Source organism: Asticcacaulis sp. (assembly GCF_035497195.1).
Classification (GTDB): Bacteria; Pseudomonadota; Alphaproteobacteria; order Caulobacterales; family Caulobacteraceae; genus Asticcacaulis.
The window spans coordinates 19,149-37,447 of sequence record NZ_DATJDZ010000023.1 but is presented as its reverse complement, the minus strand read 5'-3'; the positions used below and the strand labels follow the sequence as shown (position 1 = coordinate 37,447).

The following is an 18,299-nucleotide window of genomic DNA, read 5'->3' as shown; positions in this document are numbered from 1 at the left end:
TTTTATTTTACAGATTACGCCTTATCAGAACTGGAAACGCGTCCGCAGCGACACCGAATAGTTGGTGTAGTCATCCTTCTTCTCGTATTCGCCTTCCAGCGAGAAATAGCTGTACTGGTTGTCGGCCGAAATACGGAAGCCGGCGACCGGGCCGCCGCCCTCGATATCCCCGCCATTCAGCATAAACGGCGTAGCGCCCTTGAAATTCGCAGTCGTATCGGCGATTTCCGCCGAGACGTTCTGCTTGTAGCCGAGCCAGATTTCCGGCTTGGCGAAGAACTTGTTGTAACTGACATTGAACAGGGCGCTGGCCGTCAGCAGGTGGCTGTCACGTTCGCCGATCGACAGGTCGAATTGATCGCCGCCACCGGTTTCAGCGTGAGCCTCTTCACTGAGCGCATAGTAGTCGGTCAGCACCTGCGGCGTAAAGCTGAGTCGGCCCGCCTTGACTTCATAGGAGGCGCCGGCGCCGCCACTGTAGGAATAGCCGCCCCATTTGGCCTTAGAGATATGGTTTACGTTTGAGGTACCACTAGTGTTAGTTGCCAGGATATTGCGGGCGGTCTCGAACGAGGTATAGCCGGCGCCGGCGTGCGCCCAGGCTTTCAGACCGCCGGTGCGGATACGCCAGTAACCGCCCAGGGTGACATCGGAGTTGACCATGTTTTCGCCGGCGATGGCGAAGGTGTCGAGCGGCGAGCCGGAGGTGTAGACCATGTAAAGGCCGAGCATCTGGTTGCCGTAGACTTCGCGTTCACGGCCGCCGGCGAAACTGAAACCGGTCGATTTGAAGCCGGCGGTTTCGCCATATTTGCGCTTGACCTGATAGCCGTATTCCTGGAGCCACCACTGGCCCTGATCGTTGTCCGGCACAATGGTGAGGCTGCTCAGGGTCCGGTTCAGCGAAGCCGCGCCGGTGGCCAGGGACAGCAGGTTTTCACCCGAATAATCCGGCAGATATTGGTTATATATCTGGTCGAAGCCTTCCTTGGTCAACTGCGACATTAAGATGCCGGTAGCGGCAGTGTCTTGGCCAATGGCCGATAAAACAGGCGCGAGCGCGGTATACTGGTTATCCGAATATTGCGCTTCCGCCTGATTCTTCAGGCGGAAATTGGCGTAAAGAGTCGTATCGCCGGCATTGGTCGTCAGGTCGGCATGGTAAAGATAGGGAATCTTGCCGTCGAGGCTAGCCGAATCGAGTGTCCCCAGATCGATATTCGAGGCCGTCATGATCGTGAAGACGGTCGGGTTCACGATCAGCTTGTTGAGGGACAGGCTGACAGACGCGCCGTCATCAAAGACGGCCGTGCCGCTGTTGGTGAAAACCGGCACAGTTGGGTTTGCGGTATCCAGGGTCAGCGCCAGGGTGCTTTCCGCGCCGACATGCAGCTTGCTCAGATTGAGGGCTGTTCCGGAGGTCAGGTAAAGTCCGCCCTTCGTAATATCCAGCGCAACCGTGCCCGCGCCGCTCATCTTGCCGATATAAACCGCGCTGCCATCCAGCTTGAAGCTGTTGGCGCCGGCGCCGAAATCGACGTTGCCGGAAATAAGCCCGCCATTTGCTATGATCGAATCGTTACCGGAACCAAGCAGAATGTCGCCCTGAATAAAGGGGGCGGGGATCGCCTTGTCGGCGTCGCTGTCGGTTGGCGCGGTGTCGGTCTGGGTGATGGTCACGCCGCTTGTATTGGCGCGGACATCAATGGCAATGCCGCGATTGACGATCGTATCGGCAATACCATCGACATTATCATCCGACGCTGCGATCGTGGCGCTGATGATATTATTGTTGTTGATGGTCGTCAGGGTGCCAGACAGGTCGCGGATGGCGACGGCATGTTCAGTCGAACCGGTCGCTGCCGCATAAATCCCTCCGCCAGCGGCGACAGTGATCTTCGGCAGTTTGGCGCCGGCAAGAATATCGACGCCGGCGGCGGTCGTGTTGCCTACGGTTGTGTAATGCTTGGTGCCGTCCGCATCGGTGCTTGCCAATGTCGTGGCCGAAGCGGCCGTACCGCGAATCACGCCGGTGACATCGAGCAGGGGCGTATCCAGGCCGCTTTGAACCGAAAGCGCTGTCGCATTACCGCCGAAAGCCGTCGAGGCGACTGTACCGGCGATGCCGATACCGTTGGCGATATTGACCGCATGGCCTGTGCCGCCAAGCTGTACGCCGGTGCTGTTGACGCCCTGATAAACGCCGTAACCATTGACCGCGCCGCGGATCAGCAGGCCGTAATTGATCGCCGGCTTGTTGGCAGGCAAGACCGATGAATTAAAGACGACACCGCCAAGCGTGATGTTGTCGGTGGCAGATCCCACACGCAGGGCCGCGGCGGAGCCATAGTTGGTCAGGGCCGCTGTCTGCTGGTTGGCGTCCGGATTGCCATCTCCATCCTGGTCGACATTGGCCTTGTTGGCGTCGCTCGTGTCGGCGACGACGGTTGAACCGATCAGCAGGCCGTGGGCCAGATTGCCTTCGATGCTGACCAGGGGGCCGGATTGATAGAGATCGGCGGGCGTGGCCAGGACGATCTTCAAGGCGTCGGCGCCCAGGGCGCTGGTGGTGGCGTAGCCCGTGCCGGTATAGGTGCCGTCGATAATAACATTGTCAGCGAAATCACCAGCAAGCTTGACGGCGCTGCTGTCCTTGCCGTGGCTGGTAATGCTGCCACTGAGATAAACCGCACCGGTGGCGCCATTTTCAAGCGACACACCTGTATTGTTGTCACCATTCATCGTAATGGCGCCGTCCATGACGAAGGTGCCCTGCACCTTGTTTTCAAAACGGATGCCGTAGGAATTGTTGCCATCGACCGCGATCGCGCTGGCATTGTTGACGGACACATTGCCGATAAAGGGCGTCGTGCCTGTCGAATGGATGCCGTAGCGCGTCTTGCCATCCGAGAAGGGCGCTTCCAGAATGCCGTCGGGCTTGGCTTTCCCGTCCGCATCGAGATTTGTATCCGGTTGCGTCCAATCGTCAGTGACCGTGATATTGGCGCTGATCGTCAGATTGCCCGTATGACCACCGTCGATCAGGATGCCGGTCGCGCCATCGGCCGACTTGAGCATGTCGATCTTGCCATTGAGCGTGACCGAGTTATTCGAATCAACCGTTATCGCGCTGCCTGAAGTGACGGCGATCGAACCAGTCGTAGCCACCGTCAGGTCGCCGGTAACCGAGGTCTTGACCGGCGTTGTGGTGGCGGTAGAAATGGTGGTGGCGGCAAAGGCCTGACCGTTGGCGCCCGCAAGGGCGACAAGGCCCATAGTCAGGTTAAGGGCCGTGGCGGTCAGTAGTTTGTGTTTGCGCATTTGGATAAGCTTCCCTGGGATGCTTTATATAGATGGATGGAGGTGAGGTCCTTTATGGGGTGCAGAACCTTCATATGTGCCGTTCGTGAAACCAAGGCTCACCTCTTAACCTTTATTTGTACCGTCGAAAAGGTGGCAAACACCATTTGGCGCACACCAATTCCAACAGCCTGGTAACAGGCGTTTCAGTTGCGTCATAAATTTGGAAATAAAGAGGGCTTATTTATGTCCGAGGCGTCAGGAATCATTGGCGGACAAGGCGCCTGGCTACCCATTCAGCTATGTGTGAAGAAAAAAGGGAAAATGCGGTGCCACCCGTTGCTTAATACAAAGCAGGGGTGGCGCGAGTGACGGGACTCGAACCCGCGACCTTCGGCGTGACAGGCCGACACTCTAACCAACTGAGCTACACCCGCATTCCCTTGTCTCGAAGATCAGACGCGCTGTCCGTCGAGAGGTGCGCTTAGTAGTTCGGCGGAGGAGGGGTGTCAACAGATAAAACACGCAGATAATATGCAAAGTATCAGCCGCAGTTCGCGTGAAGACAAACCGCCTGAAAGATATCCGGAGGCATTGTATATAAGGAGACGTTGAAACAGGGAAAATGCGGTGCCACCCGTTGCTTAATACAAAGCAGGGGTGGCGCGAGTGACGGGACTCGAACCCGCGACCTTCGGCGTGACAGGCCGACACTCTAACCAACTGAGCTACACCCGCATTCCCTTGTCTCTATGGCGATCCGCGTTGCCGCTTGCCGCCGGAGAGGTGCGCTTAGTAGTTCGGCGGGTGAGGGAGTGTCAACATATAAAACTGAAAAAAGGCAGGCGCGTGGAGCAAATCATTGGATAACTTTGGTACTAAAGGCTGGTAATTGCGAGTGACTTTCATTGTCCTTGCGTGAAGGCGAAAAAGTGAAAGAAAGTGGTCAAAAGGTGATTTTTTCGCACTGCAATGGTTTGAAGCTTTGAACAGAGTGGTCTAATAGCCTACTGACTGAGTCCGGCGCCGATCGTTAATCCCGCTGGATGCGCCTGTATATATGGCCCGTGTTTTATAGTGAGGGGTTAGGTGACCTGATGAACGCATTTCTACTGCAATATCTCCCCGTCATTATCTTTATAGGCATAGCGGCCGTTCTCGGCCTCGGCTTTATGATCGGCGCGCTGGTTATTGCCCCTAAAGCGCCGGACACCGAAAAACTGTCGGCCTATGAGTGCGGCTTCAACGCCTTTGATTCGGCTCGCCAGAAATTCGACGTGCGCTTCTATCTCGTCTCAATTCTCTTCATCATCTTCGACCTCGAAGCCTCGTTCCTGTTCCCGTGGGCCGTGTCGCTGTTCGACATGCCCAATGGCGGCATGCATGTCGCTTTCTGGTCGATGGTGACCTTCCTGGTCGAACTCGGCCTGGGCTATATATATGTGTGGAAAAAAGGAGCCCTGGAATGGGAGTAATCATTCCTGCCGGATCTGCTGGCCGGTCTTCGGTTGAAGGCTATGATCCCGCCGTTCACGACAAGTTCTTCGAGCAGGTCTCTGCCGAACTTGACGAAAAGGGCTTTCTCGTCGCCTCGGCTGACGATGTTATCACCTGGGCGCGCACCGGTTCTCTGATGTGGATGACCTTTGGTCTGGCCTGTTGCGCCGTCGAAATGATGCAGGCCTCGATGCCGCGTTATGACATGGAGCGCTTCGGCATGGCCCCGCGCGCCTCACCACGTCAATCCGACTTGATGATTGTCGCCGGCACCCTGACCAACAAGATGGCCCCGGCGCTGCGCAAGGTCTATGACCAGATGCCCGATCCGCGCTATGTGCTTTCGATGGGTAGCTGCGCCAATGGCGGCGGCTATTATCACTATAGCTACAGCGTCGTTCGTGGCTGCGACCGTATCGTGCCGGTGGATGTCTATGTCCCCGGTTGTCCGCCTTCCGCCGAGGCGCTCCTGTACGGCCTTCTGCAACTGCAGAAGAAGATTCGCCGTACCGGCAGCATCCGTCGCTAAGGGGGCACATCATGTCACTGGAAAAATTACAAACGCTCGCCGAAACAGCCCAGGCCGACTTCAAGGAAGCGATTATCGAATCGGTTATCGCTTTCGGTGAGCTGACCCTGACGGTCAATCGCGAGCGTATCGTCGAGATCATGGCGAAGCTGAAGCAGGCGCCTTACCGTTTTCATCAGTTGATCGATATCTGCGGTGTTGATTATCCCAAGCGGCCACAGCGTTTCGACGTGGTTTATCACCTGCTGTCGCTGACGCAGAACATTCGCCTGCGCGTCAAGGTGCAGACGGATGAGGTTTTGCCGGTGCCGTCGATTCGTTCGGTCTATCCGAACGCCGACTGGTACGAGCGCGAGGCCTTCGACATGTACGGCATGTTGTTCTCGAATCACCCGGACCTGCGCCGGCTGCTGACGGACTACGGCTTCCAGGGCCATCCGCTGCGCAAGGACTTCCCGATGACGGGCCATGTCGAGGTGCGTTATGACGAAGAACAGAAACGCGTGATCTATGAGCCGGTTAAGCTCACTCAGGAATATCGCAAGTTTGACTTCCTGTCGCCATGGGAAGGCGCACAATATGTGCTGCCGGGTGACGAGAAGGCGAAGGTCTAGGCTTTGGCCTGGGTTGAAGAGTTACGGATAAGGGTTTGATTCTATGGCAGACGGTGTAGAGCCTTTCGTGAACAAGGGCGACGATGATCGCAAGTTCACGATCAATTTCGGCCCGCAGCATCCCGCGGCGCACGGTGTGCTGCGCCTTGTGCTCGATCTTGACGGTGAAATGGTCGAACGCGTCGATCCGCATATCGGTCTGCTGCACCGCGGCACCGAAAAGCTGATGGAATCGCGCACCTATCTGCAAAACATACCCTATTTCGACCGCCTCGATTACGTGGCGCCGATGAACCAGGAACACGCCTTCTGTCTGGCGATCGAAAAACTGCTGGGGCTTGAAGTGCCCAGGCGCGGCCAGTTGATTCGCGTCCTGTTCTGCGAAATCGGCCGTGTCCTGTCGCACATCATGAACACGACAACCCAGGCGATGGACGTCGGCGCCCTGACGCCGCCGATCTGGGGCTTTGAGCATCGTGAAAAGCTGATGGTGTTTTATGAGCGTGCCTGTGGCGCCCGCCTGCACGCCAACTATTTCCGTCCCGGCGGCGTCCATCAGGACCTGCCGCCCGAACTGATCGAAGACATTGCCCTGTGGTGCAAGGAATACCTGCCGGCTCTGGCGGATATCGAAACCCTGATCACCGAAAACCGAATCTTCAAGCAACGCAATGTCGATATAGGCGTGGTCACGAAAGAGCAGGCGTTCGACTGGGGCTTCACCGGCGTCATGTTGCGTGGTTCCGGCGTGGCCTGGGATCTGCGCAAGTCGCAACCCTACGAATGCTACGAAGAACTGGAATTCGATATCCCGCTCGGCAAGAACGGCGACTGCTGGGATCGTTATCTCTGCCGCGTCGAAGAGATGCGCCAGTCTGTCAAGATCATGCTGCAATGTATTGACAAGCTTAAGGTAACGCCGGGGCCGGTGCTCTCGACCGACCATAAGGTGGCGCCGCCGCGCCGCGCTGAAATGAAGAACTCGATGGAAGCCCTGATCCATCACTTCAAGCTCTATACCGAAGGCTTCAAGACGCCCGAAGGCGAGGTCTATGCCTGCGTTGAAGCGCCCAAGGGCGAATTCGGCGTATACCTGGTTTCGGACGGCACCAACAAACCTTATCGCTGCAAGATCCGCGCGCCGGGCTTCCCGCACCTGCAGGCGATGGACTGGATGAACCGTGGCCACCTGCTGGCCGACGTGTCCGCCATTCTCGGTTCGCTCGATATCGTGTTCGGGGAGATCGACCGATGACCGGTGTTCTGATCGCTGCAGGCCTTCTGATCGCCCTGATGGCCCTGAGCCTTTTCCTGTCGCGCCCAAGCTGGCCTTACCATGTCGGCGGGACCAGGGGGTTCATCATGGACACCTTGCTCTATCTGTTCCTGCCGGTCGTCCCCATGCTGATCTGCGTGCTCGGTTTCAGCCTGCTTGTGCAGTTCAGACCTGAGCTGGAAAACGAAACCGCGCGTTTCGTCCTGCTCGGTATCGCCGTTGTCGGTCTGCTTGGCGCCCGCCGGTTGCCGATCGTCGCGGCCGCGCAAAACCGTGTACGCGCCGCGCGTAACGCCCGCTACGAGGCGATGCAGAAATGAACCCGAACGCCGTCCCACAGGCCCGCGCCGCTATTTCTGTGAAGCGCTTTATTTTTAAACTGTCTTTCCTGGGCTGCGGGTGTAAAGCCCTGCCTGTTTATATGTGTAGAGGGGCCTGATGTCCGTTCGTCGTCTCGCCAAGGAGCAACCGGCCAGTTTCACCTTTTCTGCGGAAACGCTGGAAAAGGCCAACTGGTGGATCGCCAAATATCCTGAAAGCCGCCGCCAGAGCGCGGTGATCCCGATTCTGTGGCTGGTGCAGAAGCAGGAGGGCTGGGTCTCCGAACCCGCTATCACCGCCATCGCCAAACTGCTGGCCATGCCGCAGATCCGCGTGTTTGAGTGCGCCACCTTCTACACCATGTTCATGCTGGAGCCGGTCGGATCGGCGGCGCTGATCCAGGTGTGCGGCACCACGCCCTGCATGTTGCGCGGGTCCGACGCCCTGATGAAGGTATGCAAGGACAAGATCGGCGCCAAGGACAAGCTGTCTGCCGACGGCAAGTTCACCTGGCAGGAAGTCGAATGCCTGGGCGCCTGCACCAACGCGCCGATGGCGCAGATCAACGACTATTATTACGAAGACCTGACGCCGGAAAACCTGGCCCAGATCATCGATGACTTCGCCGCCGGCAAACAACCGAAGCCAGGTCCGTATAATGGCCGTTTCACCTCCGAACCACTCGGTGGCGTGACCTCGCTGACCGATCCGAAACTCTATGACGGCTCGGCCGCCAAGAAGGTCAAGATTCCGAACTTCCCCGCTCCTGAGGTAAAAGCGTAATGGCCAAGACACTGGGCATTCTCGAAGACAAAGATCGCATCTTCACCAACCTCTATGGTCTCCAGGATTGGGGCCTTGACGGCGCGAAGAAGCGCGGCGCATGGAATTCGACCAAGGATATCCTATCGTGCGGACGCGACTGGATCATCACCAATATGAAGAATTCCGGTATGCGTGGCCGTGGCGGGGCAGGGTTCAATACCGGCCTGAAGTGGTCCTTCATGCCTAAGGAAGTCAAGGATCGCCCGCATTACCTCGTGGTCAATGCCGATGAATCCGAACCCGGCACCTGCAAGGATCGCGAGATCATGCGTCACGATCCGCAATTGCTGATCGAAGGCTGCCTGATCGCCTCTTTCGCCATGCAGGCCAATGCCTGCTACATCTATCTGCGCGGCGAATATGTGCTGGAACGCGAGCGCATGGAAGCCGCCGTCAAGCAGGCCTATGAGGCGAAGCTGATCGGCAAGAACAACGTCCACGGCTGGGACTTCGACGTCTATATCCATCATGGCGCCGGCGCCTATATCTGCGGCGAAGAAACCGCCCTGCTGGAATCGCTGGAAGGCAAGAAAGGCCAGCCGCGCCTGAAGCCGCCGTTCCCGGCCGGTTCGGGGCTCTACGGTTGCCCGACGACCGTGAACAACGTCGAATCTATCGCCGCTGTCGGCACCATCCTGCGTCGCGGCGCCGAGTGGTTCACCTCGTTTGGTGCGCCGAACAATGCCGGCACCAAGCTGTTCTGCATTTCCGGCCATGTCGAGCGCCCGTGCAATGTCGAAGAAGCCATGTCGATCCCATTCCGCAAGCTGATCGAGGATCACTGCGGCGGTATTCGCGGCGGCTGGGATAATCTCAAGGCGGTCATTCCCGGCGGATCATCGGTGCCGATGATCACGGCCGAACAGTGCGAAGACCTGCCGATGGATTTTGACTCGCTTCGTAACCTCAAGTCGGGCCTGGGCACGGCGGCGGTTATCGTCATGGACAAGTCGACCGACCTGATCCGCGCCATCGCCCGCCTGAGCTACTTCTACAAGCATGAATCTTGCGGCCAGTGTACGCCGTGCCGTGAAGGCACCGGCTGGATGTGGCGCGTCATGGAACGCATGGTGAAGGGCGATGCCGATCCGTCGGAAATCGATACCCTGCTTGAAGTGACCACCCAGATCGAGGGCCATACCATCTGCGCCCTCGGTGACGCGGCGGCCTGGCCGATTCAGGGCCTGATCCGTCACTTCCGTCCGGAAATCGAGGAACGCATCGCGCTTTACCGGTCGCGCAAGAGCAATTTTGCCGGTCATACGATGGCGGCGGAGTAGGGGATCATGCGGGGCAAGGTACTCTCATTCAACGGTTCGACGGGCCTCATCAGCGGCGATGACGGCAAGCGCTATACATTCAGCGTCAGCGATCTGATGGGCGATACCGTCTATGTCCCGGCCGGTTCGACCATCGATTTCGAGGCGTCCGGCGACAGTGCGGTGAGCATCTATGTCATCGCCACGGCCTTGGGCGAGCGGAACAAGTATGTCGCCGCCTTGCTGGCCTTCTTCTTCGGCCTGTGGGGCGTTCACAAATTCTATCTCGGCAAGACGACGGCCGGCATTGTGATGCTGGTCTGCGGCACGATCGGTTGGTTGCTGGTTATTCCCGGCCTGATCATGTGCTTCGTCGCCTTTATCGAGACGATCATCTACCTGGTCAAATCCGACCAGAGTTTTTACGAAGACTATGTTGCGGGGAATAAGTCATGGTTCTAAAGCAAAAGAACCTGATGAAATTCCGTAATTTATTTGCAATTGTTAAGGGTATGACAGAGCATGGCTAAGGCAAAAGTCAATGGTGTGGAGGTCGAGTTCGACCCCGGCATGACCGTGCTTCAGGTGGCGGAACTGGCGGGCGAGGAGATCCCCCGTTTCTGCTATCACGAGCGCCTGTCGATCGCCGGCAACTGCCGCATGTGCCTCGTCGAGGTCAAGCCGGGACCGCCGAAGCCGCAGGCCAGTTGCGCCCTGCCGGCTGCCGAAGGCCAGGAAATCTTCACCAACACGCCGATGGTCAAGAAGGCCCGCGAAGGCGTTATGGAATTCCTGCTGATCAATCACCCGCTCGATTGCCCGATCTGCGATCAGGGCGGCGAATGCGACCTGCAAGACCAGTCGGTGGCCTACGGCAAGGGGGCTTCGCGTTACGACGAGAATAAGCGCGCCGTTGAGGAAAAGAACTTAGGCCCAACGATCAAGACCTTCATGACCCGCTGCATTCAGTGTACGCGCTGCGTCCGCTTCACCACGGAAGTGGCCGGCGTCACCGAAATGGGCATGATTTCACGCGGCGAAAACGCTGAGATCACCTCCTATCTCGAACAGTCGGTGTCGTCGGAACTGTCCGGCAATGTCAACGACCTGTGCCCGGTCGGCGCTTTGACCCACAAGCCGTGGTCGTTCAACTACCGTCCGTGGGAACTGACCAAGACCGAAACGATCGACGTGCATGACGCCCTGGGCGCGCATATCCGCATTGATAACCGCGGCCCGGCCGTTTTGCGCGCCCTGCCGCGTCTCAAGGAAGAGATCAACGAAGAGTGGCTGACCGACAAGAGCCGCTATGCGGTTGATGGTCTGTCGCGCCAGCGTCTCGATAAGCCTTATGTCCGCAAGGGCGGCAAGCTGGTCGCGGTGTCGTGGGAAGAGGCGCTGTCTGCGGTCGCTGGCAAGATAAAAGCGACCGACGCCTCGAAGATCGGGGTCATTGCCGGTGATCTGATCGACGCCGAAGCTATGAAGGCGACGAAAGACCTTTTCTACGGCCTGGGCGTCACCAATCTCGACTGCCGCCAGGAAGGCGCCAAAATCGGCCCCGTCACCCAGGCGACGCCGCGTGAATCGTGGCTGTTCAACACCGGCATCGCCGGTCTGGAAGAGGCTGACGCCATCCTGCTGATCGGCACCGACCTGCGCGCCGAGGCCAGCCTGATCAATACCCGTATCCGCAAGTCCTGGCTCAAGGGCAAGGTGCAGGTGGCCGTGATCGGCCAGCCGACCGACCTGACCTATGACTACGCCCATATCGGCGCCGGTCCGAAGGCGCTGAAAGACCTCAAGAAGCACGCCTTCCGCGATGTGCTTAAAAATGCGCAGAAGCCCGCTATCCTGGTCGGCACCAATGTCATTTCCGGGGCGGATGGCGCGGCTATCCTCAAGGAAATCGCGCTCATCGCTGATGACTATAATGTGGTCAAGGACGGCTGGAACGGCTTCAATATCGTCCACACCGCCGCCTCGCGCGTCGCCGGTCTCGATCTTGGCTTCGTGCCGGTGGGGGAAGCCCAGGATGCGGCCGCCATGCTGAAGGGCGGGGTCGATCTGCTGGTCCTGCTGGGCGCCGACGAAATCGACACGCGCAATCTCGACAAGACCTTCGTGGTCTATATCGGCTCGCACGGCGATGTCGGGGCAGGGGCCGCCGATGTTATCCTGCCGGGCGCCGCCTATACCGAGAAGTCGGGCATCTACACCAATCTCGAAGGCCGTATCCAGATCGCCGAACGCTGCGTGTTCCCGAAGGGCGAGGCCAAGGAAGACTGGGCCATTATCCGCGCGCTTTCCGGCTATCTAGGGCACACCCTGCCGTATGACAATCTGAACGCCTTGCGTGAAAAGCTGATCACCGATCATCCGGTCTTTGGCCGTATTGATGTAAAGCCGGCTTTGAAAACTTTCGATGTGAAAGCGATCGGCGCCAAGGGCGAGATCAGCGATCGCCCCTTCGTTTCGCACATTACTGATTTTTATCTGACCAACCCCATCGCCCGCGCCTCCGTGGCCATGGCGGAATGCTCGGCGGCCCGCAAGGCGCCTCTGAGTGTGGCGGCTGAGTAAGGACATAATAACGATGAATAATTTCTGGGCATCGGGCTGGGGCTGGACGATCATCACGGTCGGGGAAACCCTGGCGGTCATCATGGGGGTCATGGTGTCGCTGGCCTTCCTGCTGTGGGGCGACCGCAAGGTGTGGGCGGGCGTGCAGATGCGCAAAGGTCCCAATGTCGTCGGGCCGTTCGGCCTGATGCAGTCCTTCGCCGACTTCTTTAAGTTCCTGTTCAAGGAAGTCATCATTCCGGCCGGCGCCGACAAGGCGATCTTCCTGCTGGCGCCGCTCCTGACCTTCATCATCGCCTTCCTGGCCTGGGCGGTCATCCCGTTCGCGCCGGGCTGGGTGGTCATGGATATCAATGTCGGCATCCTGTATCTGCTGGCCATTTCGTCGCTCGGCGTCTACGGCATCATCATGGGCGGCTGGGCGTCGAACTCGAAATACCCCTTCCTCGGCGGTTTGCGGTCGGCGGCCCAGATGGTTTCTTATGAAGTCTCGATCGGCTTCATCATCATTACTGTCATTCTGCTCAGCGGCTCGATGAACCTGTCCGATATCGTCACCCATCAGGGCGGCGGCATCTGGAACTGGAACGTCTTCGGCGGCGGCCATCCCATCCTGCTGGTCGTCATGATCCCGATGATGGTCATGTTCTATATCTCGGCGCTGGCTGAAACCAACCGCCCGCCGTTCGATCTGCCGGACGCGGAATCGGAACTGGTCGCTGGCTATCAGGTCGAATATTCGTCGACGCCGTACCTGCTGTTCATGATCGGTGAATATGCCAACATCGTTCTGATGTGCGCCATGATCACCATCCTGTTCTTCGGCGGCTGGGAATTTCCGGTGCCGCTGCCGCTGGCGCATGACAGCCTGCCTTACATCCTGATCAGCTTGCTGACCTTCATCGTCAAGGTCGTCTTCTGGTTCGTCATGTTCGCCATCGCCAAGGCCATCGTGCCGCGCTATCGCTACGACCAGTTGATGCGTCTGGGCTGGAAGGTCTTCCTGCCAATCTCGCTGGTCGCCGTTGTTGTTGTTGCGGGTTACCGTGTTTATGGAGGCGCCCTATGATTTCGCGTATTTATCAGGGGATCAAGGGCGCGCTGTTGCTCGATTTCTGGGCCGCGACCGGTCTTGCTTTCAAATATATGTTCAAGCACAAGGCAACGATCAACTACCCGTTTGAAAAGGGACCGCTCAGCCCGCGTTTCCGTGGCGAACATGCCCTGCGCCGCTATGAAAACGGCGAAGAACGCTGCATCGCCTGCAAGCTGTGCGAAGCCATCTGCCCGGCGCAGGCCATCACCATCGAGGCCGAACCGCGCGCCGATGGCAGCCGCCGCACCACGCGCTACGACATTGACATGGTGAAGTGCATCTATTGCGGCCTGTGCCAGGAAGCCTGTCCGGTCGACGCCATCGTCGAAGGGCCGAATTTTGAATTCTCGACCGATACCCGCGAAGAACTTTTGTACGACAAGCAACGGCTTCTGGCCAATGGCGACCGCTGGGAACGCGAAATCGCCAAAGCGCTCGAACTCGACGCCCCGTACCGTTAAGAGGCACTGACAGATATGACTGTAATCGCTATCGCCTTTTATCTTCTGGCCCTTGTGACCCTGGCTTCCGGCCTGATGGTCATCACCGCCAAGAACCCGGTACACAGCGTGCTGTACCTCATCCTGGCCTTCTTCTCGTCGGCGGGGCTATTCATCCTGCTCGGCGCGGAATTCCTCGCCATGCTGCTGGTCGTCGTCTATGTCGGCGCCGTGGCGGTGTTGTTCCTGTTCGTCGTTATGATGCTGGATGTCGATTTCATCAAGCTGCGTCAGGGTTTCGCCAACTACCTGCCGGTCGGTCTCGTGATAGGCCTCGTGCTGGTGGTCGAACTGGTCATGGTCAGCATCGCTATCGCGCAAAAGGGCGCCGCCGCCGGCAGCCAGCCCCTGGTGGCCACGGCCGCAGAGCCGAACATCAAGATGATCGGCCACGCGCTCTATTCGACCTACATCTATCTGTTCGAGGCCGCCGGCTTTGTGCTGCTGGTCGCTATGGTGGGCGCCATCGTGCTGACCCTGCGCACCCGCCCGAACGTCAAGCGCCAGGATATTTACAAACAGGTCACGCGCCGCCGCAAGGATGCGGTCGAAATCGTGCCTGTCAAAACCGGAGAAGGTATTTCGGAATGACTATAGATCTCGTCCACTACCTCACGGTTTCGGCTATCCTGTTCACCATCGGTGTGCTCGGTATCTTCCTGAACCGCCGTAACATCATCATCATCCTGATGTCGCTCGAACTGATCCTGCTTTCGACCAACATCAACTTCGTGGCCTTCTCAGCCTATCTGCACGATGTGCAGGGGCAGATCATGGCCATGTTCGTCCTGACCGTCGCCGCGGCTGAAGCCGCCGTCGGCCTCGCCATCCTCGTGACCTTCTTCCGTAATCGCGGCGATATCGCCGTCGATGACGCCAGCATGATGAAAGGATAAGCAGCATCATGCTTTCTGATATGTCCACAGTGGTGACACTCGCGGTATTCGCGCCGCTCATCGGTGCGCTGATCGTCGGCGGCTTTGGTCGCTGGCTCGGCAATATTGCGTCACAGTTTATCACGACCGGCCTGCTGTTCGCGGCCTGCGCCCTGAGCTGGTACGCCTTCATCCAGCATACCTGGGGGGGAATGGAGGATTTCACAATCGCCATCCTGCCGTTCATCAATATCGACACCTTCCATTCGGCATGGTCGATCCGTATCGACGCCCTGTCGTCCACCATGCTGGTCGTGGTGACGACGGTATCGTCGCTCGTCCACCTCTATAGCTGGGGCTATATGAGCGAAGACCCGTCGCGCCCGCGCTTTTTTGCCTATCTGTCGCTGTTCACCTTCGCCATGCTGATGCTGGTGACCGCCGCCGACTTCATGCAGTTGTTCTTCGGCTGGGAAGGGGTGGGCCTGGCCTCGTATCTGCTGATCGGTTTCTGGTTCAACAAGGAAAGCGCGTCCTCGGCCGCCATCAAGGCGTTCGTCGTCAACCGGGTCGGTGACTTCGGTTTCGCGCTTGGCATCATGACGGTCTATTGGCAGTTCGGCACGATCAACTTCCATGAACTGTTCCCGATGATTGCTTCGCATCAGGGGCAGACCTGGGAATTCCTCGGCCAGTCGTTCTCGGCGCTCGATCTCGCGGCCTTCCTGCTGTTTATCGGCGCCATGGGCAAGTCGGCGCAGTTCTTCCTGCACACCTGGCTGCCCGACGCCATGGAAGGTCCGACGCCCGTTTCGGCCCTGATCCACGCCGCCACGATGGTCACCGCCGGCGTCTATATGGTCTGCCTGCTGTCGCCTTTGTTTGAATATGCCCCGGTCGCCAAGATGATCGTTGCCTATATCGGCGCCATCACGGCCATCTTCGCCGCCTCGATTGGCTTCACGCAGAACGACATCAAGCGCGTCATCGCTTATTCGACCTGTTCGCAACTGGGCTATATGTTCTTCGCGGCGGGGGTAGGGGCCTATCAGGCCGCCATGTTCCACCTGTTCACGCACGCCTTCTTCAAGGCCCTGCTGTTCCTTGGCGCTGGTTCGGTGATCCACGGGATGCACCACGAACAGGACATGCGCAAGATGGGCGGCCTGTGGAAATTCCTGCCGGTCACCTACGGCGTCATGACGATCGGCACCATTGCCATCACCGGCCTCGGCATTCCGGAAACCTCGTTCGGCTTCGCCGGCTTCTTCTCGAAGGACGCTATCATCGAATCCGCATGGGCCGCACACAACACGCCGCAGGGCATGTTCGCCTTCGTTATGGGCGTGGCAGCCGCCCTTCTGACCTCGTTCTATTCGTGGCGTCTGATCGCCATGACCTTCCACGGCAAGAAGCAATGGGAGCATACGTCTGACGATCACCATCATGAAGTGATAGATGGGCACGACGCCTCCGAACCGGCGCATGACGACCACGCACATGATGATCATGGCCACGGTCATGACCACAAGCCGCACGAAAGCCCGTGGGTCATGCTGGTGCCGATCTGCCTCCTGGCCGTCGGCGCGGTCTTTGCCGGTGTCGCCTTCGCACCTTACTTTATCGGTGAGCACGCCCATGAATTCTGGGGCCATGCCATCTTCACGGCGCCGACCAACCACATCATGCACGAAGCCCACGAAATCGAAAACATGTGGGTCAAGCTGGCGCCTCTGGCCGTGACGCTGATCGGCATGATTCTGGCCTGGTACTACTATATCGTCAGGCCCGACCTGCCGAAGAAATTCGCCGCCAATCAGGGGCCGGTCTACAGCTTCCTGTACAACAAGTGGTATTTCGACGAGATTTATCAGGTCACCTTTGTCAAGCTAACCAAGGTTCTCGGTGATTTCTTCTGGAAGGTGCTCGATATCAGGATCATCGACAATCTCGGTCCGAACGGCGCCGCCTGGGCGGCATTGAAATCGGCGAAGAATCTGGTCAAGACCCAGACCGGTTATGTTTATCACTATGCGTTCGCTATGTTCCTCGGCGTCGTGGGTCTACTGACCTATGTCTTCTGGCTGGTCCACTAAGGGGAGATGGATTTTAAAATGATACCCGCTATCCCCAATCTGCTGAGCCTCATCACCTTCGCCCCCCTGTTCGGGGCCGTGGTGATCCTCGTCCTTCGCGCCCTGGCGCGTAAGGACGACGAGGCCGTTATCGCCAAAAACGCCAAATGGATCAGCCTGTGGACGACGCTGATTACACTGGCCCTGTCCGTCGTGCTGGTCGCTGGCTTCAATAGAAGCAATCCAGGATACCAGTTTGAAGAACATTATCAGTGGTTTGGACCGATCTCCTACCATATGGGCGTCGATGGTATTTCGATCCTGTTCGTGCTTCTGACCGCCTTCCTGATGCCTTTGTGTATCCTGGCGTCGTGGGACTCGATCAAGGAACGCATCACCGAATACATGATCGCCTTCCTGTTGCTGGAAACCCTGGTCATCGGCGTGTTTACCTCGCTCGACCTGTTCCTGTTCTACATCTTCTTTGAAGGCGGCCTCGTGCCGATGTTCCTGATCATCGGCATCTGGGGCGGCAAGGAGCGGATCTACGCCTCCTACAAGTTCTTCCTCTACACCCTGCTTGGGTCCGTGCTGATGCTGGCCGCCATGCTGTACATGGTGGGCGTGGCCGGCACCGCCGATATTCCCGCGCTGTCGCACTTCGCTTTCGCGCGTGAGGTCCAGCCCTTCCTGTGGTTCGCCTTTATCGCTTCGTTTGCGGTCAAACTGCCGATGTGGCCGGTCCATACCTGGCTGCCCGACGCCCACGTTCAGGCGCCGACCGCCGGTTCGGTCATGCTGGCCGGTATCCTGCTGAAGCTCGGCGGCTACGGTTTCATCCGCTTCAACCTGCCGATGTTCCCTTATGCCTCGGAAATGTTCGCACCGCTGATGATGGGCCTGTCGGTCATCGCCATCGTGGTAACCTCGCTAATCGCCTTCCGCCAGACCGACATGAAGAAACTGATCGCCTATAGCTCGGTCGCCCACATGGGCTTCGTGACGATGGGTATCTTCGCCGGCAACCAATTGGGCGTGCAGGGCGCCGTTTACCAGATGATCAGCCACGGGGTCATTTCCGGCGCGCTCTTCCTCTGCGTCGGCGTGGTCTATGACCGCTGGCACACCCGCGAAATCGCCTTTTACGGCGGTCTTACGAAGCTGATGCCGCATTACGCCTTCGTCTTCCTGCTGTTCACCATGGCCAATGTCGGCCTGCCCGGCACCTCCGGCTTCATCGGTGAAATCACTACTATGGTCGGTGCGTACAAGTGGGGCACCTGGGTGGCCTTCGTGGCGACCTCCGGCGTGATCCTGTCGGCCGTCTACGCGCTGACGCTTTACAAGCGCATCATGTTCGGTGAAGTGCACAACGAAGCCCTCAAGAAATACCCGGACCTGTCGGTGCGCGAGATCATCATCTTCACGCCGCTGATTCTGGCCACGATTGCGCTGGGCGTCTATCCGGCCTTCGTATTTGACATTACCACTGCCAGCGTTGATACGGTCGTTGCGACCTATCAGACGGTCATCGGCGGATAAGGACGAG

At 58.3% G+C, this 18,299-nt stretch carries 16 protein-coding genes and 2 tRNA genes; 15 read left to right on the top strand and 3 right to left on the bottom strand.

Features of this window, described 5'->3' with window-relative positions:
* Window positions 1-24: 24 nt before the first annotated feature.
* The 3 genes from VL130_RS14700 to VL130_RS14690 form a co-directional block, all read right to left on the bottom strand.
* Window positions 25-3,321 carry an autotransporter outer membrane beta-barrel domain-containing protein gene (locus VL130_RS14700; RefSeq protein WP_325363826.1) on the bottom strand — a complete coding sequence of 1,099 codons (3,297 nt, stop codon included), beginning with the start codon at window positions 3,319-3,321 and terminating at the stop codon, window positions 25-27.
* A gap of 339 nt (window positions 3,322-3,660) precedes the next feature.
* A tRNA-Asp gene (locus VL130_RS14695) sits at window positions 3,661-3,737 on the bottom strand.
* A gap of 224 nt (window positions 3,738-3,961) precedes the next feature.
* Window positions 3,962-4,038 (bottom strand) — tRNA-Asp (locus tag VL130_RS14690).
* Window positions 4,039-4,397: 359 nt separating this feature from the next.
* On the opposite strand from VL130_RS14690, the gene ndhC reads away from it, so the two are divergent.
* The 15 genes from ndhC (at window position 4,398) to VL130_RS14615 (ending at window position 18,292) form a co-directional block, all read left to right on the top strand.
* Window positions 4,398-4,775 carry an NADH-quinone oxidoreductase subunit A gene (gene ndhC, locus VL130_RS14685; RefSeq protein WP_325363824.1) on the top strand — a complete coding sequence of 126 codons (378 nt, stop codon included), beginning with the start codon at window positions 4,398-4,400 and terminating at the stop codon, window positions 4,773-4,775.
* Entirely contained in the window at window positions 4,766-5,326 is a 561-nt protein-coding gene (locus VL130_RS14680) for an NADH-quinone oxidoreductase subunit B family protein (RefSeq protein WP_325363822.1), read from the top strand. The genes ndhC and VL130_RS14680 overlap by 10 nt, the downstream gene beginning before the upstream one ends.
* 11 nt (window positions 5,327-5,337) lie before the next feature.
* Window positions 5,338-5,940: an NADH-quinone oxidoreductase subunit C gene (locus VL130_RS14675; RefSeq protein WP_325363820.1), complete on the top strand. Its 603-nt coding sequence runs from the start codon at window positions 5,338-5,340 to the stop codon at window positions 5,938-5,940.
* A 43-nt stretch (window positions 5,941-5,983) separates the two neighbouring features.
* Window positions 5,984-7,195, top strand: coding sequence for an NADH-quinone oxidoreductase subunit D (locus tag VL130_RS14670; protein WP_325363818.1), 1,212 nt, complete (start codon window positions 5,984-5,986; stop codon window positions 7,193-7,195).
* A complete protein-coding gene (locus VL130_RS14665) occupies window positions 7,192-7,536 on the top strand; it encodes a hypothetical protein (protein ID WP_325363816.1) in 345 nt (114 codons plus the stop codon). The genes VL130_RS14670 and VL130_RS14665 overlap by 4 nt, the downstream gene beginning before the upstream one ends.
* 118 nt (window positions 7,537-7,654) lie before the next feature.
* A complete protein-coding gene (gene nuoE, locus VL130_RS14660; RefSeq protein WP_325363814.1) occupies window positions 7,655-8,320 on the top strand; it encodes an NADH-quinone oxidoreductase subunit NuoE in 666 nt (221 codons plus the stop codon).
* Complete coding sequence (gene nuoF, locus VL130_RS14655; RefSeq protein WP_325363812.1) at window positions 8,320-9,642, top strand: NADH-quinone oxidoreductase subunit NuoF; 1,323 nt, start codon at window positions 8,320-8,322, stop codon at window positions 9,640-9,642. The genes nuoE and nuoF overlap by 1 nt, the downstream gene beginning before the upstream one ends.
* A 6-nt stretch (window positions 9,643-9,648) precedes the next feature.
* On the top strand, window positions 9,649-10,083 hold the full coding sequence (locus tag VL130_RS14650; RefSeq protein ID WP_325363810.1) for a TM2 domain-containing protein: 435 nt from the start codon (window positions 9,649-9,651) through the stop codon (window positions 10,081-10,083).
* Window positions 10,084-10,143: 60 nt separating this feature from the next.
* Window positions 10,144-12,204: an NADH-quinone oxidoreductase subunit NuoG gene (gene nuoG, locus VL130_RS14645; protein ID WP_325363808.1), complete on the top strand. Its 2,061-nt coding sequence runs from the start codon at window positions 10,144-10,146 to the stop codon at window positions 12,202-12,204.
* 13 nt (window positions 12,205-12,217) lie between these two features.
* Complete coding sequence (nuoH, locus tag VL130_RS14640; protein WP_325363806.1) at window positions 12,218-13,273, top strand: NADH-quinone oxidoreductase subunit NuoH; 1,056 nt, start codon at window positions 12,218-12,220, stop codon at window positions 13,271-13,273.
* Window positions 13,270-13,761: an NADH-quinone oxidoreductase subunit NuoI gene (gene nuoI, locus VL130_RS14635; RefSeq protein ID WP_325363804.1), complete on the top strand. Its 492-nt coding sequence runs from the start codon at window positions 13,270-13,272 to the stop codon at window positions 13,759-13,761. Before nuoH ends, nuoI begins: the two co-directional genes overlap by 4 nt.
* A 15-nt stretch (window positions 13,762-13,776) precedes the next feature.
* The gene (locus tag VL130_RS14630) at window positions 13,777-14,391 is read left to right on the top strand and encodes an NADH-quinone oxidoreductase subunit J (RefSeq protein WP_325363802.1); all 615 of its coding nucleotides are present in this window, start codon (window positions 13,777-13,779) and stop codon (window positions 14,389-14,391) included.
* Window positions 14,388-14,696 (top strand): NADH-quinone oxidoreductase subunit NuoK, encoded by a 309-nt coding sequence (gene nuoK / locus VL130_RS14625; RefSeq protein ID WP_325363800.1) that lies wholly within the window; start codon window positions 14,388-14,390, stop codon window positions 14,694-14,696. Before VL130_RS14630 ends, nuoK begins: the two co-directional genes overlap by 4 nt.
* Before the next feature lie 20 nt (window positions 14,697-14,716).
* Window positions 14,717-16,771 (top strand): NADH-quinone oxidoreductase subunit L, encoded by a 2,055-nt coding sequence (gene nuoL, locus VL130_RS14620; protein WP_325364251.1) that lies wholly within the window; start codon window positions 14,717-14,719, stop codon window positions 16,769-16,771.
* 18 nt (window positions 16,772-16,789) lie between these two features.
* Window positions 16,790-18,292, top strand: a complete 1,503-nt coding sequence (locus VL130_RS14615) for an NADH-quinone oxidoreductase subunit M (protein ID WP_325363798.1) — start codon at window positions 16,790-16,792, stop codon at window positions 18,290-18,292.
* Window positions 18,293-18,299 lie beyond the last annotated feature (7 nt).